The organism is Mariniluteicoccus endophyticus, assembly GCF_054780035.1.
Genome location: NZ_BAAGXC010000023.1, coordinates 166,504 through 181,436 on the forward strand (window position 1 = coordinate 166,504; position 14,933 = coordinate 181,436).

17 protein-coding genes are annotated in these 14,933 nt (G+C 69.9%); 8 read left to right on the top strand and 9 right to left on the bottom strand.

All coding sequences use genetic code 11. The features are described from left to right. The first annotated feature begins 30 nt into the window (after positions 1 to 30). Both purN and purH read left to right on the top strand, forming a co-directional pair. The gene (gene purN / locus ACYVGD_RS12630; protein ID WP_460744066.1) at positions 31 to 618 is read left to right on the top strand and encodes a phosphoribosylglycinamide formyltransferase; all 588 of its coding nucleotides are present in this window, start codon (positions 31 to 33) and stop codon (positions 616 to 618) included. After that, positions 611 to 2,167: a bifunctional phosphoribosylaminoimidazolecarboxamide formyltransferase/IMP cyclohydrolase gene (gene purH, locus ACYVGD_RS12635; RefSeq protein ID WP_460744068.1), complete on the top strand. Its 1,557-nt coding sequence runs from the start codon at positions 611 to 613 to the stop codon at positions 2,165 to 2,167. The genes purN and purH overlap by 8 nt, the downstream gene beginning before the upstream one ends. 81 nt (positions 2,168 to 2,248) lie before the next feature. On the opposite strand, the gene ACYVGD_RS12640 is transcribed toward purH, so the two are convergent. After that, positions 2,249 to 3,091, bottom strand: coding sequence for a hypothetical protein (locus tag ACYVGD_RS12640; protein WP_460744069.1), 843 nt, complete (start codon positions 3,089 to 3,091; stop codon positions 2,249 to 2,251). A 491-nt stretch (positions 3,092 to 3,582) separates the two neighbouring features. On the opposite strand from ACYVGD_RS12640, the gene ACYVGD_RS12645 reads away from it, so the two are divergent. After that, positions 3,583 to 4,446 carry a bifunctional methylenetetrahydrofolate dehydrogenase/methenyltetrahydrofolate cyclohydrolase gene (locus ACYVGD_RS12645; RefSeq protein ID WP_460744070.1) on the top strand — a complete coding sequence of 288 codons (864 nt, stop codon included), beginning with the start codon at positions 3,583 to 3,585 and terminating at the stop codon, positions 4,444 to 4,446. A 2-nt stretch (positions 4,447 to 4,448) separates the two neighbouring features. Beyond that, complete coding sequence (locus tag ACYVGD_RS12650; RefSeq protein ID WP_460744071.1) at positions 4,449 to 4,757, top strand: DUF3017 domain-containing protein; 309 nt, start codon at positions 4,449 to 4,451, stop codon at positions 4,755 to 4,757. Between the two features lie 6 nt (positions 4,758 to 4,763). Here ACYVGD_RS12650 and ACYVGD_RS12655 read toward each other — a convergent pair whose 3' ends face one another. Then, entirely contained in the window at positions 4,764 to 5,087 is a 324-nt protein-coding gene (locus ACYVGD_RS12655) for a DUF4190 domain-containing protein (RefSeq protein WP_460744072.1), read from the bottom strand. 312 nt (positions 5,088 to 5,399) lie between these two features. Here ACYVGD_RS12655 and ACYVGD_RS12660 point away from each other — a divergent pair, with 312 nt between their 5' ends. The 3 genes from ACYVGD_RS12660 to ACYVGD_RS12670 are packed head-to-tail and all read left to right on the top strand — an operon-like array spanning position 5,400 to position 7,515. Next, positions 5,400 to 7,046, top strand: a complete 1,647-nt coding sequence (locus ACYVGD_RS12660) for an FAD-dependent oxidoreductase (RefSeq protein WP_460744073.1) — start codon at positions 5,400 to 5,402, stop codon at positions 7,044 to 7,046. Beyond that, positions 7,046 to 7,303: a metal-sensitive transcriptional regulator gene (locus tag ACYVGD_RS12665; RefSeq protein ID WP_460744074.1), complete on the top strand. Its 258-nt coding sequence runs from the start codon at positions 7,046 to 7,048 to the stop codon at positions 7,301 to 7,303. The genes ACYVGD_RS12660 and ACYVGD_RS12665 overlap by 1 nt, the downstream gene beginning before the upstream one ends. A gap of 29 nt (positions 7,304 to 7,332) precedes the next feature. Then, complete coding sequence (locus tag ACYVGD_RS12670) at positions 7,333 to 7,515, top strand: hypothetical protein (protein WP_460744075.1); 183 nt, start codon at positions 7,333 to 7,335, stop codon at positions 7,513 to 7,515. Positions 7,516 to 7,598: 83 nt separating this feature from the next. On the opposite strand, the gene ACYVGD_RS12675 is transcribed toward ACYVGD_RS12670, so the two are convergent. The 5 genes from ACYVGD_RS12675 to purU form a co-directional block, all read right to left on the bottom strand. Continuing rightward, positions 7,599 to 8,588, bottom strand: a complete 990-nt coding sequence (locus ACYVGD_RS12675) for a malate dehydrogenase (RefSeq protein ID WP_460744076.1) — start codon at positions 8,586 to 8,588, stop codon at positions 7,599 to 7,601. A 177-nt stretch (positions 8,589 to 8,765) separates the two neighbouring features. After that, a complete protein-coding gene (locus tag ACYVGD_RS12680) occupies positions 8,766 to 10,376 on the bottom strand; it encodes a solute symporter family protein (RefSeq protein ID WP_460744078.1) in 1,611 nt (536 codons plus the stop codon). Next, positions 10,373 to 10,828 (bottom strand): DUF485 domain-containing protein, encoded by a 456-nt coding sequence (locus tag ACYVGD_RS12685; protein ID WP_460744080.1) that lies wholly within the window; start codon positions 10,826 to 10,828, stop codon positions 10,373 to 10,375. Before ACYVGD_RS12685 ends, ACYVGD_RS12680 begins: the two co-directional genes overlap by 4 nt. 81 nt (positions 10,829 to 10,909) lie before the next feature. Next, positions 10,910 to 11,614, bottom strand: a complete 705-nt coding sequence (gene yczE, locus ACYVGD_RS12690; RefSeq protein ID WP_460744082.1) for a membrane protein YczE — start codon at positions 11,612 to 11,614, stop codon at positions 10,910 to 10,912. Between the two features lie 55 nt (positions 11,615 to 11,669). Continuing rightward, entirely contained in the window at positions 11,670 to 12,536 is an 867-nt protein-coding gene (gene purU / locus ACYVGD_RS12695; RefSeq protein WP_460744084.1) for a formyltetrahydrofolate deformylase, read from the bottom strand. A 283-nt stretch (positions 12,537 to 12,819) separates the two neighbouring features. Here purU and ACYVGD_RS12700 point away from each other — a divergent pair, with 283 nt between their 5' ends. Further along, positions 12,820 to 13,500 carry a hypothetical protein gene (locus tag ACYVGD_RS12700; RefSeq protein WP_460744086.1) on the top strand — a complete coding sequence of 227 codons (681 nt, stop codon included), beginning with the start codon at positions 12,820 to 12,822 and terminating at the stop codon, positions 13,498 to 13,500. Between the two features lie 54 nt (positions 13,501 to 13,554). Here ACYVGD_RS12700 and ACYVGD_RS12705 read toward each other — a convergent pair whose 3' ends face one another. Beyond that, complete coding sequence (locus tag ACYVGD_RS12705) at positions 13,555 to 14,133, bottom strand: hypothetical protein (protein WP_460744088.1); 579 nt, start codon at positions 14,131 to 14,133, stop codon at positions 13,555 to 13,557. Between the two features lie 390 nt (positions 14,134 to 14,523). Beyond that, positions 14,524 to 14,933, bottom strand: a 410-nt coding sequence (locus ACYVGD_RS12710; RefSeq protein WP_460744090.1) for an LGFP repeat-containing protein, incomplete at its 5' end; no start/stop codon positions are given.

The following is a 14,933-nucleotide window of genomic DNA, read 5'->3' on the forward strand; positions in this document are numbered from 1 at the left end:
CGTCCCTCCGCGACGACTAGAGTCCCCCTCGTGGCCTATCGACTCGTCGTCCTACTGTCCGGCTCGGGCACCCTCTTCCAGCACCTGGTCGACGCCGTCGCCGACGGCTCGTGTGACGCGGAGGTCGTCGCCGTCGGCTCCGACCGGGCCGATGCCTACGGGCTGGAACGCGCACGTGCTGCAGGCATCCCGACCTTCACCCACCCGTACGTCAAGGGCTCCGACCGCGCGGCGTGGGACGTGGCGCTCACCGACCTGGTGGCCGCGTACGAGCCCGACCTGGTCGTCAGCGCCGGCCTCATGAAGCTGGTCGGACGGGCCTTCCTCGCCCGCTTCGGCGGCCGCATGATCAACACGCACCCCGCGCTCCTGCCCAGTTTCCCCGGCATGCACGGCGCCCGCGACGCGCTCGCGTACGGGGTGAAGGTGACCGGCGCGACCGTCTTCCAGGTCGACGAGGGCGTCGACACCGGCACGATCCTCGCCCAGGCCGCCGTCCCCGTCCTCGACGACGACACCGAGGAGACCCTGCACGAACGCATCAAGGTCGAGGAGCGTCGACTCCTCGTCGAGACGATCAACGACCTCGCCGCACGAGAGAAGGAAACCCATGAGTGAGAACGACCGCCAGCCCATCAAGCGCGCGCTGGTCTCCGTCTACGACAAGACCGGCCTTGAGGACCTGGGCCGCGCTCTGAGCGTTGCCGGCGTCGAGGTGGTCTCGACCGGTTCGACCGCCAAGCGCCTGGCTGATGCCGGCGTCGACGTGACGCCCGTCGACCATCTCACCGGCTTCCCCGAGTGCCTCGACGGGCGCGTGAAGACCCTCCACCCGAAGGTCCACGCCGGCATCCTCGCCGACCGCCGCCTCGAGTCCCACCGCAGCCAGCTCGACGAGCTCGGCGTCGCGCCGTTCGACCTCGTGGTGGTGAACCTCTACCCGTTCAGCGAGACCGTCGCCTCCGGCGCGTCGACCGACGAGTGCATCGAACAGATCGACATCGGCGGCCCGACGATGGTCCGCGCCGCCGCCAAGAACCACCCGAGCGTCGCGATCGTCACCTCGCCCGACCAGTACGCCGAGCTCACGCAGGCTCTCACCGACGGCGGCACCACGCTCGAGCAGCGCCGCGCGCTCGCCACGGCGGCGTTCCGCCACACGGCCTCCTACGACGTCGCCGTCGCCACGTGGATGGGTTCCGAGGTCGCCGCGGAGGAGGGTGCCCCGGCATGGACCGGCGCCACCTGGACCAAGGTCGCCGACCTGCGCTACGGCGAGAACTCCCACCAGAAGGCGTCGCTGTACCGCGACACCGCCGGTGGCGGCCTGGCCGGTGCCGAGCAGCTCCACGGCAAGGACATGTCCTACAACAACTACACCGACACCGACGCCGCACGCCGCGCCGCGTACGACTTCGACACCCCCGCGGTCGCGATCATCAAGCACGCCAACCCGTGCGGGATCGCCACGGCCGAGCGCATCGAGGACGCGTACGCCAAGGCCCACGCGTGCGACCCGGTCTCCGCGTTCGGCGGCGTGATCGCCTCCAACCGTGAGGTGACGAAGGAGATGGCCGAGGCCGTCAGCCAGGTGTTCACCGAGGTGATCGTCGCCCCGTCGTACGCCGAGGGCGCGGTCGAGGCGCTGCAGGCGAAGAAGAACATCCGCATCCTCGTGTGCCCGGACGACGAGGCCCGGCCCGCCACCGAGATCAAGCCGATCTCCGGTGGTGTGCTCGTTCAGGACGTCGACCGCTTCCAGGCCCAGGGCGACGACCCGGCCCACTGGGAGCTCGCCACGGGTGAGGCGGCCGACGAGGCCACGCTCGCCGACCTCGCCTTCGCGTGGCGCGCCTGCCGCGCGGTGAAGTCGAACGCGATCCTGCTCGCGTCCGATGGCGCGTCGGTCGGCGTCGGGATGGGTCAGGTCAACCGCGTCGACTCCTGCCGCCTCGCCGTCGAGCGCGCCGGCGACCGGGTGCGGGGCTCGGTGGCCGCGTCCGACGCGTTCTTCCCGTTCGCCGACGGCCCGCAGGTGCTCATCGACGCCGGCGTGAAGGCCATCGTGCAGCCCGGCGGCTCTGTGCGCGACGAGGAGACCATCGAGGCCTGCAAGGCGGCCGGCGTCACCATGTATCTGACGAAGACGCGCCACTTCTTCCACTGATCTGTGGTTCGCCCGGTCTGTGGTTCGTCTGGTCCGTGGTTCCGCTGATCAGCTCTCGGGCTGATCAGCGCTGGGCGAGGCTCAGTCGTGGTGGGGGAACCACACCTCCAGCTGGTGCTGCCACGGTTCGAACCGCATGCCGACCCAGCCGAGGTTGGTGAGCTGGGGCATCGCCATCACCAACAGCACGCTCAGCACGAACGGCACCGGGCGTTCACGCAGCGCCCGCAGCATGTCGGGCGTCGCCCAGATGATGGCCCGGACGAGCAGCGGGAAGGCAAGCAGGCCGAGGACGCGTGAGTGGTCGAGCACGACGAACAGCGAGACCAGCACGATCACGACCAGCGCGGTCGTCAGCGGCAGCGCACGCAGCACTCCGGCCGCCGAAGGTGCCCCGCGCACCGTGCGTGCACGTCCCATGGTCAGCGGAACCGCCGGGGCAAGGGCGACCACGACGAAGGGGATCGCGTTCAGCGCGACGCCGAGAAGCAGCCACCACCCGTACGCCTCCAGCCGTGCCGCCCTGTCGTCAAGCCCGGGATACCAGGCGCTGACGAGCGCGCGATTGGCCAGCCAGCCGATGGTCGCGCCCAGCGGCACCCACAGCGGCGGGATCCAGCGTGCGGCGCCGCGCCGGCCAGTCTCCATCCCCTGCCCGCGGGGGCCGTGGAAGGTCATCATCCCGAGGACCATCGCGTACGCGGCGATGAGCGTGACGCTCGGATGGCTCAGTGCCGCGAGGATCACTGGCACCAGCGACCAGGCCCGGTCGTACCAGAGCGCTGCGGCGAGGAGGAACGCCAACAGGTAGAGGTCTGGCTTCCCCATCCAGGGGAGGAAGACCTTGACGACCTGGCCCACGGTGACGACCAGGACGGCTTGGAACGGGGTGAGCCTGCCCGTGGCGACGCCGGCCAGCGCCACCGATCCCGAACATCGCCATCCCGACGAGGGTGAAGCGGAGGATGACCTGGCCCGGGCTCAGCCCGGGGGCGAGCAGCAGACCGCCGATGGTGTTGGTCAGCACGCCTTCGAGCTCGAACTGGAAGTCGGGCGGCACGTCTGTCCACGGGGCCTGCCCGACAGCCACCCGATACTTGTCGAGCGCGTTGGGCCACCAGGTCGCCCCGGTGAACAGGAACTGTGCCAGCCCCGCCACCGCCATGAGGGCAGCCGCTCGAAGGCAGGCGACCAGCTTGCCTGGCCGAGGACCGGAGCGTCCGCCGGTGAGGGGAGGGTGCGCTGACATGCGGTAATTCCACCACGAACCGCCTTGGAACCGACGGTATCTGCCGTCGTGGCGTCGGCGCGTCTTGGCCGAGCTGGTCGGGCGGCGGGAACCGGGTACGAGGCGGGTGCGTGGGCAGCGTCTCGTGGCAGAATGGGGCGTCCGCACGCGACCCAAGGAGCCCTCAATGACCGCACAGAAGCTCGACGGCAAGGCCTGCGCGGCCGCGATCAAGGAAGAGCTGCGGGCCCGGGTGGAGCGACTGAAGGAACAGGGCGTCGCGCCCGGCCTGGGCACCGTCCTCGTGGGTGACGACCCGGGGTCCCACATCTACGTCGGTGGCAAGCACCGCGACTGCGAGCAGGTCGGCATCGCCTCGATCCGCGTCGACCTGCCGGCCGACACCTCCGCCGACCAGCTCCGCGAGGAGCTCCAGAGGCTCAACGCCGACGACGCGTGCACCGGCTACATCGTCCAGCTGCCGCTGCCGGCCCACCTCGACGAGCACGAGGCGCTGGCCCTCATCGACCCCGACAAGGACGCCGACGGGCTCGCCCCCATGAGTCTGGGCAAGCTCGTCCTCGGCGAGCCCGGACCGCTGCCGTGCACCCCGCGCGGCATCGTCGAGCTGCTGCGCCGCAACGGCGTCGAGCTCGCCGGCGCGGAGGTCTGCGTGGTGGGCCGCGGCACCACCGTCGGGCGCCCGCTCGGCCTGCTGCTGACGCGTCGTTCCGAGAACTCCACGGTCACGCTGTGCCACACGGGCACGCGGGATCTGGCCAAGCACACGCGCGAGGCCGACATCGTCGTGGCCGCCGCCGGCGTGCCCGGCATGATCACCGCCGAGATGATCAAGCCCGGCGCGGCACTGGTCGACGTGGGCATCACCCGCAACAACGAGGGCAAGCAGGTCGGCGACTTCCACGAGTCGGTCTGGGACGTCGCGTCGTGGGTCACCCCCAACCCTGGTGGCGTCGGGCCGATGACCCGCGCGATGCTGCTCGAGAACGTCGTCGAGCGCGCCGAGCAGCTGGCCGGCCTTCGGGGCTGAACGTGCCCCTGCGCGACAAGGCGTTCAAGACCGCCGCGAGTGCCCGTGCCCGGTCGATGAACCAGTGGCCGCTCCTGGCCGTCATCGCCGGCGAGCTGGTGGGGCTCGTGCTCGTGTGGATCGGTCACTGGCGGTGGGGGGCCATGGTCATGGGCGCGTGCCTGTGCGTCGGCGCCGTGCTGAGGCTCGTGCTGCCGCGACGGGTGGCGGGACTGCTCCAGGTGCGCGGCCAGATCTTCGACATCGTCACCCTCGTCGGCGCCGGCTCGCTGATGATGCTGCTGGCGGTGGTGATCCCGCCGCAGTCATGACGGGCCTCAGCCCGACAGCACCATGAGCACGATGACGACGAGCCACAGGCTGCCGAAGGCGCCGGTGGCGATGCCGCCGATCGCGAGCCCCTCGCCCTCGTAGACGTCGGGCTCGGCCTTCACCTGGCGCGTGCCCGCGATGCCGAGCCCGATGGCGACCGGGCCGGTGATGAACGCGAAGACCGACAGGACCCCGAGCACGAGCGCGGCCATCGCGTAGGGGCTGCTGCGGCGCAGGCGCATCGGCACGACCATGGGTGCGCCAGGCCACTGCGGGTATGCGCCGGGCCAGGCCTGAGGGGGTGCGGGGAAGGCCTGCTGGGGCGGCATCGCCGGGCCCACCGCCCCCGACTGCCCCTCGAGCGCAGGGGGCGTGGCCTGCGGCCACGGGGCGGCCCCGGGAGGGGCCGCTGCAGGGCGCTCGCTGGGCAGGGGTGCAGCCGGCGCGTCGAATCCGCCGAAATCCGCGCCGAGTCCGTCCTCCGGCCGTGATCCCTCGCGGCTGAAGGGACTGGGTGCCCCATGCATCGTCGTGCCCATCCTCGGTAGTCCTTCCACTCGAGACTAGGTGATGACGGGGAGAGACGAGTTCTGGTTCCCCACCCTTGCCTCGGTGATACCCCGGGGGGTATATATTGGGATATGTCCGAATCCCCGCGTACCCACGTCGTCGTCGGCGGTGTCGCCGGCGGCATGTCCGCCGCCACCCGCCTGCGACGCCTCGCCGAGCATGACCGCATCGTGGTCGTGGAGCGCTCCGGCCACGTCAGTTTCACCAACTGTGGCCTGCCCTACTACGCCGGTGGAGTGATCGCCGAGCGTGACGCCCTGCTCCTGCAGACACCCGAGTCCCTCGCCGCCCGGTTCGGCATCAAGGTGCGCGTCCTGACCGAGGTGGTCGCGGCCGACACCGACGCGAAGACGGTCACCGTCCGCGGGCCGGAGGGGGAGGAGACGCTGGCGTACGACACTCTGCTGCTGTCGCCGGGCGCCACCCCCGTCCGCCCGCCGATCGACGGGTTGGACCGCGCACTGGCGGTCCGTGACGTCGAATCCATCGACGCCGTTGTCGCGGCGCTGCCCGAGGCGGGCGCCAGCGCCGTCGTCATTGGCGGCGGCTTCATCGGCATCGAGATGGCAGAGAACCTCGTCGAACGCGGCCTGCGCGTGACCCTCGTCGAGGCCCAGGACCAAGTCATGGCGCCGCTGGACGTCGAGATGGCCGGGCAGGTCCACGACCACCTGCGAGCCCACGGCATCGACCTGCGACTCGGCGCGAAGCTCACCGCGGTCACCCCCGACGCCGTCCGTGTGGGTGAGGAGGAGGTTCCCGCCGGGCTCGTCATCGCGGCCTTCGGCGTACGTCCCGACACCGCTCTTGCCGCCGACATGGGTCTCGAGCTCGCGGACTCCGGCGCCATCGTGGTGGACGAGCTGATGCGTACCTCGGCCGCGGATGTGTACGCCGTCGGCGACGCCGTGCAGAAGCGCGACGCGCAGACGGGCGAGGCGACGCTGGTGCCGCTCGCCAACACCGCCAACCTCCAGGGCCGTCTGGTCGCCGACGTCGTGCTGGGCCGCGACGTCACGATTCGCCCCGTCTGGGGCACCGCGATCGTCGGCGTCTTCGGACTGGCCATCGCGACCACGGGGTGGAACGAGAAACGCCTGCAGGAGGCGGGACGGGCGTACCGGGCCATTCACGCCTTCCCCGTCAACCACGCCGGCTACTACCCGGGCGCGGCCGGGCTGGCGATGAAGCTGCTCGTCGACCCGGAGAGCGACGCCATCCTCGGTGCGCAGGTCATCGGCACCGACGGCGCCGACAAGCGCATCGACGTCATCGCCACGGCCATGCAGGCCGGGCTGAAGGCCTCCGACCTGGCCGAGCTCGAGCTGGCGTACTCGCCGCAGTACGGGTCGGCCAAGGACCCGGTCAACATGCTCGGCTGGATCAACCGCAACATCGCCGAGGGCCTGGTCGAGACCGTCCAGTGGCACGAGCTCGCCGACCGCATGGCCGCGGGAGCCCACCTGGTCGACGTCCGGACGCAGGGCGAGTTCGACGACGGCGCGATCCCGGGAGCCACGCTCATCCCCGTCGACGAGCTGCGCGACCGCCTTGACGAGCTGCCTGACGGCGACCTGGTCGTCCACTGCGCCGTGGGACTCCGTGGCTACCTCGCCGCCCGCCTGCTGTCCCAGCACGGCCGCCGCGTCGCCAACCTCGACGGCGGCTATCGCACCTGGTCGGCGAGCCCGGCCGGTCGTTTTGTTAAGGGGCACTGATGAAGGTCGATCCTGAGTCGCTCAAGCCCGCCGTCAACCGGCTCAAGCGCGCCCGCGGCCAGCTCGACGCCGTCATCCGGATGGTGGAGGAGGGCGCCGAGTGCGACCAGGTCATCACCCAGGTCGCCGCGGTGTCGACGGCGATCGACCGCGCCGGCTTCGCGATCATCGCCGACACCCTCCAGCAGTGCCTGCGCGACCCCGACTCCGCCGTCGACGTCGCCAAGCTCGAGAAGCTCTTCCTGTCCCTCGCCTGACCCGCACACCACCACCAGAGGAGAACCACATGTGTCATCCCGTCACCTGCCGCATCTGCCAGAAGACCACCTGGGCAGGCTGCGGCCAGCACGTCGCATCGGTGAAGGCCGGTGTGCCCGCCGGCCAGTGGTGCGACGGCCGGCACACCCCTGAGGAGAAGGCGGCCGCGAAGCCGTCGGGCGGTCTGCTGAGCCGCATCCTCGGGCGCTGAGCCCGCGTACGCCGGCGGCCCCGCCCCACGGAGGGGACGGGGCCGCTGTGGCACCCGGAGTCGAGCGCGTCAGGGTGTACGGCTCAGATGAGGCCGAGCTCCTTGACGGTGTCGCGCTCCTCGGCGAGCTCGGCGACCGACGCGTCGATCTTGGCGCGGGAGAAGTCGTTGACCTCGAGGCCCTGGACGATCTCGTACTTGCCGTCCTTCACGGTGCACGGGAACGAGGAGATCAGGCCCTCCGGGACGCCGTAGGAGCCGTCGGACGGCACCGACATGGAGACCCAGTCGCCCTCGGGGGTGCCCAGGACCCAGTCGCGCATGTGATCGACCGTCGCCGAGGCGGCCGAGGCGGCCGACGAGGCGCCACGGGCCTCGATGATGGCGGCGCCGCGCTTGGCGACCGTCGGGATGAAGGTGTTCTCGAGCCACTCCTGATCGTTGACCTTCTCGGCGGCGTTCTCGCCGTTGACCTTGGCGTTGAACAGGTCGGGGTACTGGGTGGCCGAGTGGTTGCCCCAGATCGTCATGTTCGTGATGTCGTTGACGGTGCAGCCGAGCTTCTCCGCCAGCTGCGACAGCGCGCGGTTGTGGTCGAGACGCGTCAGGGCGTTGAAGCGCTCGTTGGGGATGTCGGGGGCGTTGTTCATCGCGATGAGCGCGTTGGTGTTGGCCGGGTTGCCGGTCACCAAGACGCGGATGTCGTCTGCGGCGTTGTCGTTGAGCGCCCTGCCCTGCGGGGCGAAGATGCCGCCGTTGTCCTTGAGCAGGTCGCCGCGCTCCATGCCCTTGCCGCGCGGCTTGGCGCCGACGAGGAGGGCGATGTTGACGCCGTCGAACACCTTGTTGGCGTCGTCTCCGGTCACGATGTTGTTCAGCAGCGGGAAGGCCGCGTCGTTCAGCTCCATGCAGACACCCTCGAGGGCCTTCAGCGCCGGGGTGATCTCGAGCAGGTGGAGGTCGACCGGCTGGTCCTTGCCGAGCAGGTCACCGGAGGCGATGCGGAACAGCAGGCTGTAGCAGATCTGACCGGCGGCGCCGGTGACGGCTACCTTCACAGGGGTCTTCGTCATGGGATGTCTCCTAGATTGTCTCGACGTCGAGCGACGTCTCCGAAACTATCAGCGCGTCCTGCGGCCCGCGCGGGCGGAGGGCGTGATGCGGGTCACCGGCTCCCTGCGCAAGGGCGCCCGGACGCGAGGAGGGGGCGTACGCGCGCCCGCGTACCGCCCCCTCGTCGTGGGACCGGATCAGTGCGAGATGGCCTCGCCGGCGCCGGCGCCGGTCAGCGAGCGCACCTCCATCTCGGCGGAGACGGCGGAGTTGTCCTCCTTGCTGAGGATCGAGCCCAGCCAGCCCAGGAAGAAGCCGACCGGGACGGAGACCAGGGCCGGGTTGTCAAGCGGGAACCAGGCGAAGTCCATGTTCGGCAGCATGGCGCCCTTGTTGCCGGACACGGCCGGGGAGAACAGGATCAGCACCAGGGCGGTGACGAGGCCGCCGTAGATCGACCACACCGAGCCCTGCGTCTTGAACCCCTTCCAGTACAGCGAGTAGAGGATCGACGGGAGGTTCGCCGAGGCGGCGATGGCGAAGGCCAACGACACCAGGAAGGCGATGTTCTGGGACTTGGCCGCGATGCCGCCGACGATCGACAGTGCACCGATGACGAGCACGGTCCAGCGCGCGACCTTGACCTCGACAGCGGGATCGGCGTTGCCGTCCTTCATGACGTTGTTGTAGATGTCGTGGGCGAACGAGGCGGAGGCGGTGATGGCCAGGCCGGCGACGACGGCGAGGATCGTCGCGAATGCGACGCCCGCGATGAGGGCCAGCAGCAGCGTGCCGCCGAGCTCGAACGCCAGGGCCGCCGCGGCCGCGTTGGCCTTGCCGGGCATCTGGTCGATGTTCTCCTTGCCGACGAGTGCGGCGGCGCCGTAGCCCAGGATCATCGTCATCAGGTAGAACGCGCCGATCAGGCCGATGGCCCACGTCACCGAGCGGCGGGCCTCCTTGGCGGTCGGCACGGTGTAGAAGCGCATCAGCACGTGCGGCAGGCCGGCCGCGCCGAGCACGAGGGCGATCGACAGCGAGATGAACCCGAGCTTGTTGGAGCCGTACTTGCCCATCGGCTCGAGCAGCCCCTCGCCGGTCCCCGGCTTCACCGAGTTCACGTGGTCGATGGCCGCCTGAACCATCGTCGACAGGTTGAACCCGTGCAGGGCGAGCACCCACACCGACATGACGAGCACGCCAGACACCAGCAGGATGGCCTTGATCATCTGCACCCAGGTCGTGCCCTTCATGCCGCCGATGAGGACGTACGCGATCATCAGCACTCCCACGAGCGCGATGACGACGTTCTGCATCGTGTCGTCCTTGATGCCGAGCAGCAGGGCCACGAGGCCACCGGCGCCGGCCATCTGGGCGAGCAGGTAGAAGAACGACACGAGCAGGGTCGAGATGGCCGCGGCCATGCGTACGGGCTTCTGCTTCATGCGGAACGACAGCACGTCGGCCATCGTGTACTTGCCGGTATTGCGCAGCGGCTCGGCGACCAGCAGGAGTGCGACGAGCCACGCGACGAGGAAGCCGATGGAGTAGAGCAGACCGTCGTAGCCGTAGTAGGCGACGGCGCCGACGATCCCGAGGAACGAGGCCGCCGACAGGTAGTCGCCGGCGATGGCCAGACCGTTTTGGCGGCCGTCGAACTGGGCGCCGCCGGTGTAGAACTCGGATGCCTGCTTCTTGCCACCCGTCGAGACGCGGATGACGATGAACATCGTCACGACCACGAAGGCCGCGAAGATGGCGATGTTGACGATCGGGTTGCCCAGATCCTTACCGGCCATGGGGGTCATCGGGGCCCCTCCAGCTGGGCCTTGAGGCGGGTGGCGATCGGGTCGAGGTTCTTGTTGGCGTGGCGGATGTAGAGCCATGTCAGCAGGAACGTGGTGACGAACTGCAGCACGCCGAGCAGCAGGCCGATGGTGATGGCGGAACCGCCCAGGCGGGTGGCCATGAAGTCCTCCGCGTACGTCGAGAGGAGGACGTACGCGAAGTACCAGACCAGAAACGCCAGGGTCATCGGGAAGGCGAAGCCGCGGAACTTGCGGCGGAGCTCGGCGAACTCGGGCGACTCGGCGACGGCGGCGAAGTCCTCCGGGGCAGGGTCGTAGCGGTGCGCGCCGGAGGGGGACGCCTCGGACAGGGCAGGCAGGGGGTTGTGGTGGGACGGGAGGTGCCGCTCCGCGTCATACTGGTGATCGCGGTCCTCCGGGTGGTCGCCTCGTGGGCGGGGTGTGGTCGACATGGCGCTCCTTTGCGTCGTCGGATGCCTCCACGATCGCAGTCGGTACGCGGGCGATGGAATCGTTTTGCCCAATTCGTGACCTTACCCGCAAGTAGGTGTCTCAGCGCCCTTCCCCGGGACCTCGCGCGTCGGGGAGGGCGCCGTGTGCAGCGGCACGATGCAGTACGGGAGGAGGTGCTGGACGACGGGTCCGATGCCGACCGCGTACAGGATCGTGCCCAGGCCGACGCCGCCGCCGAGGAGCCACCCGATCGCGAGGACCGTCACCTCGATGCCGGTGCGCACCAGTCGCAGTGACCAGCCCGTACGTCCCGCTATGCCAGTCATCAGGCCATCGCGCGGTCCGGGGCCGAGCTGGGCGCCGATGTAGAGCGCACCCGCCAGCCCGTTCAGGAGCACGCCGCCGACCGACATCTCGAGGAAGCGGACGAAGAGGTCGTCCGAGGCGGGGACGAGGGCCAGGGTGATGTCGGTGGCCACACCGATCCACACGGCGTTGGCGACGGTCCCGAGGCCGGGCCACTGGCGCAGCGGGATCCACAGCAGCAGGACCAGCACGCCCACGAGCACGATGATCGTCCCGATCGACAGCGGCACGTGGTGGGAGACGCCGACGTGGAAGACGTCCCACGGGTCGAGTCCGAGCGCCCCGCGGATCATCAGCGCCATCGAGGCGCCGTAGAGGGACAGACCCACGAACAGCTGGACGAGCCGGCGAGGGAGGCGACCGGCGCGCAGCTGCTGCAGCGGGGTCAGGGACGCGAGCTGGCGCGGGTGCTGGGGCATGCGCCCCATCCTCGGGTACGCCGACCGCGCACGGGGCACGTCTCGTAGGGCGGCGTCAACGGAAGATGATCGTGCGGTGACCGTCGAGCAGCACGCGGTGCTCGGCGAACAGCTTCACCGCGGCGGTGAGCGTGCGCGACTCCTCGTCCTGGCCGATCGCCATGAGCTGCTTCGGCGACTTGCTGTGGTCGACTCGCACGACGTTCTGCTCGATGATCGGGCCCTCGTCGAGGTCGCTGGTGACGAAGTGTGCGGTCGCGCCGATGAGCTTCACGCCACGGGCGTGGGCCTGGCGGTAGGGGTTCGCGCCCTTGAAGCCGGGCAGGAAGGAGTGGTGGATGTTGATCGCGCGGCCGGCGAGGAACTCGCACAGCTCCGGGCTCAGGATCTGCATGTAGCGGGCCAGCACCACCAGCTCGATGTCGTGCTCGTCGACGACCTCGCGCACGCGGTCCTCGAACAGGGCCTTCGTCTCGGGCAGCACGGCGTGGTGCTCGAACGGGACCCCGTAGAAGTCGGCCATCGGGTGGAGGTCGGGATGGTTGGCCATGACCAGCGGGATCTCGACCGGCAGCCAGCCCGAGCGCTGGCGACCGAGCAGGTCGTTGAGGCAGTGCGAGGCACGGGAGGCCAGCACGAGCGTCCGGATGCGACGTCCGGCGACGTCGAGGCGCCACTCCGCCCCGAACTCGGCCACGACCGGCTCGAGGGCGGAACGCATGCTCGCCCAGTCGGTGTCGGCCTCGACCTCGATGCGCATGAAGAAGCGTCCGGTGTCGGAGGAGAACTGCTGCGACTCGGTGATGTTCCCGCCCGCGGTCACGAGCGCGCCGGATACGGCGTGGACGATGCCGGGACGGTCGGCGCAGGCAAGGGTGACGACCCAGGAACGGGTCGAAGGGGTCGCATCTTCTAAGGTCACCCACGGGACCTTACCGGCTCGGCTTGGCGCGAGGCCCGCAGTGGTGTGGAATCGGGCCATGACGAACCAGCCGCCGTCCAGCTGGGGCTCCTCGCCCCAGGGTCCGCAGAACGCCCCCTGGGTCCGCAGCCCGGGTCGGCGTACGGCCAACCATCCGCGGGCTGCCAGCCGCACCCGCACCCAAGGAGTTCGGCGCGTGCGTGGAGGCCGCGGCGAAGAAGTAGGGCCGACACCGGTCGTGGCCACCCCTGACAGGCAGTCCCCGAGCACGAAGGAACCCCTCATGAAATCGAAGTACCTCGCCGTCGCCGGCGTCGCCCTGCTGGCCCTGACGGCCTGTGGTGGCGGCACGTCCACGCCCACCACCACCCAGGGTGCCACCCAGGCGCCGAAGGAGGAGGCCGTCGAGAAGGCCCCCGCGGCCAACCCCAACGACATGGTCATCACCGGCAACACCGCGGGCATGAACTTCGAGGTCGTCTCGGACGCCGACAAGGAGAAGTCGTTGCAGGCGGGCCAGGGCATGATCAAGAACGCCAAGATCGAGCCGGCCGAGTGCAAGCAGCTCTACGACATGTCGGCCTCGATGGGCGACACCGGCGCAGGGTTGGCCACGGCGACCAGCGGGCAGACCGCCTACGTCGCGGGTGTGTCCAAGGCCATGAACTCGACCAAGCAGGCGAAGGCCGTCGCCCAGAAGTGCGGCAACATCACCATCGACATGGGCGGCATGAAGGTGGCCGCCAAGTCGACCGTCACCGACAAGAACGTGCCCGGGGCGAAGGAGGTCATCCTCCAGACGGTGTCCACCGAGGTCGCGGGACAGAGTGCGAAGACGCTGACGATGGCCGGGATCGTGCGCGGCACCTACGTCTCGGCGATCAGCATGGGTGGCCAGCCCGACGAGGCGAAGCTCGCCGAGGTGTTCAAGGCCCAGGCCGACAAGGTCACGCAGGCGAAGTGAACCGAGAGATCGGCCCGTCGGACGTCGTCCGGCGGGCCTTCTTCGTTCCTGGCGTCAGGCGCCGGGGATCTTCATCTCGCCGACCTTGGCGCCGAGCTCGTCGAACACCTCGATCGTCGAGTCGCCTCGGGGCAGGTCGTAGACGACGAACCCCCTGACCGTCTCCTGCGGTCGCAGGACCTTCGTGGCCAGCACGGGCTGGTTGCCGTCCTTGCCGAAGACCGGGTTGAGCGACGGGCCGCCCTGCTGGATCGCGCGGATGTTGGCGGGCAGCAGCATGGGCTCGCCGTCCAGGGCGCTGACCTCCAGGTCGAGCACCAGGTAGTCGTAGGTGGCGTCGACAGACTTCTCGCCGAAACCAGTCTTCTGCCACGAGTAGGTCACCGCATGGACGAGCATCGAACCGCCGACCGCCTTGACGGTCACCTCCGGCCCGGGGGCCGTGCGCCGGTCCTCCGTGGGCGTGGGCTGGGGGGTCGGGGTACGCAGGGCGCGGCTGGGAGGCGCGTACGACACGGTGGGCGCCGTCGGGATGCTCGTGGGACGGCCCTCCACGGTGACCCCGTTGCCGCAGCCGGCGAGTGCGAGCGACAGCGCGCAGGCGAGCACGGCAGCGGTGGGGCGAGAGATCACCTGTCCGTTGTACCTCACCGGCGCCGAACGGTCCCCGTGGCGCGCGGGTGCAGTGGTGATCGCCCCGCCGCGTCGCCGACGACGACGCGACGGGGACCGGGTGGGCGAGTCAGCGACGCGCGGCAGGACGGTTCCCGCGAGCAAGCCGGCGAGATCGAACGCCACGATGCCGGGCTCGGTGCCGCAGGTGTTGGCCAGGTCGCCGCTGGCGCCCGGGCCGATCGGTGCCGCTGCCGGGTCGTCGGGGTGGCTGGGGCCGTCGAGGTGGTGAGCTCCTGTGCAGAGGGCCGTCCAACTCTAGAAAACAAATGGAACCACTATCAATGTGTTGTCCTGGTCCACCGTAATTGCAGGACGCCGCGGCACAGGGCCGCGGCGTCCGGTCGTGCGTCAGCGCTGGGAGCGGCGGTATCCCGCAGCGAACGCGTCGGACTCCGTGCGGAAGCACTCCTCAGGGTCGGTGCGGCTGTAGAAGCTGCCACTGGGGACGTGGTAGATCCACCCGTTGTCGCCCCGGTTGCCCTTGATGGGAGCCTCCACCGGGCAGTCCCATGTGCCGGGGATCTTCGGGAGCGGGCCGCCGGGTCCGCCGCCCTGGTTGGCCGGCGGCCAGGTGAGGAACCCGCGCTGGAAGTTCTGCTGCCAGCCCCCGGGGATGGGGAACTCGGCGCCCACAGGGTATCCCAAGAAGCTGTTCTCGTAGCCACGCTGGGCGTACAGGTCGAGCAGCGCGCCCCAGACGGGCTGGGCGCCCGTGGTGGGGGACCAGTAGAGGAGTCCGTGCTGGAAGGACTGGACGC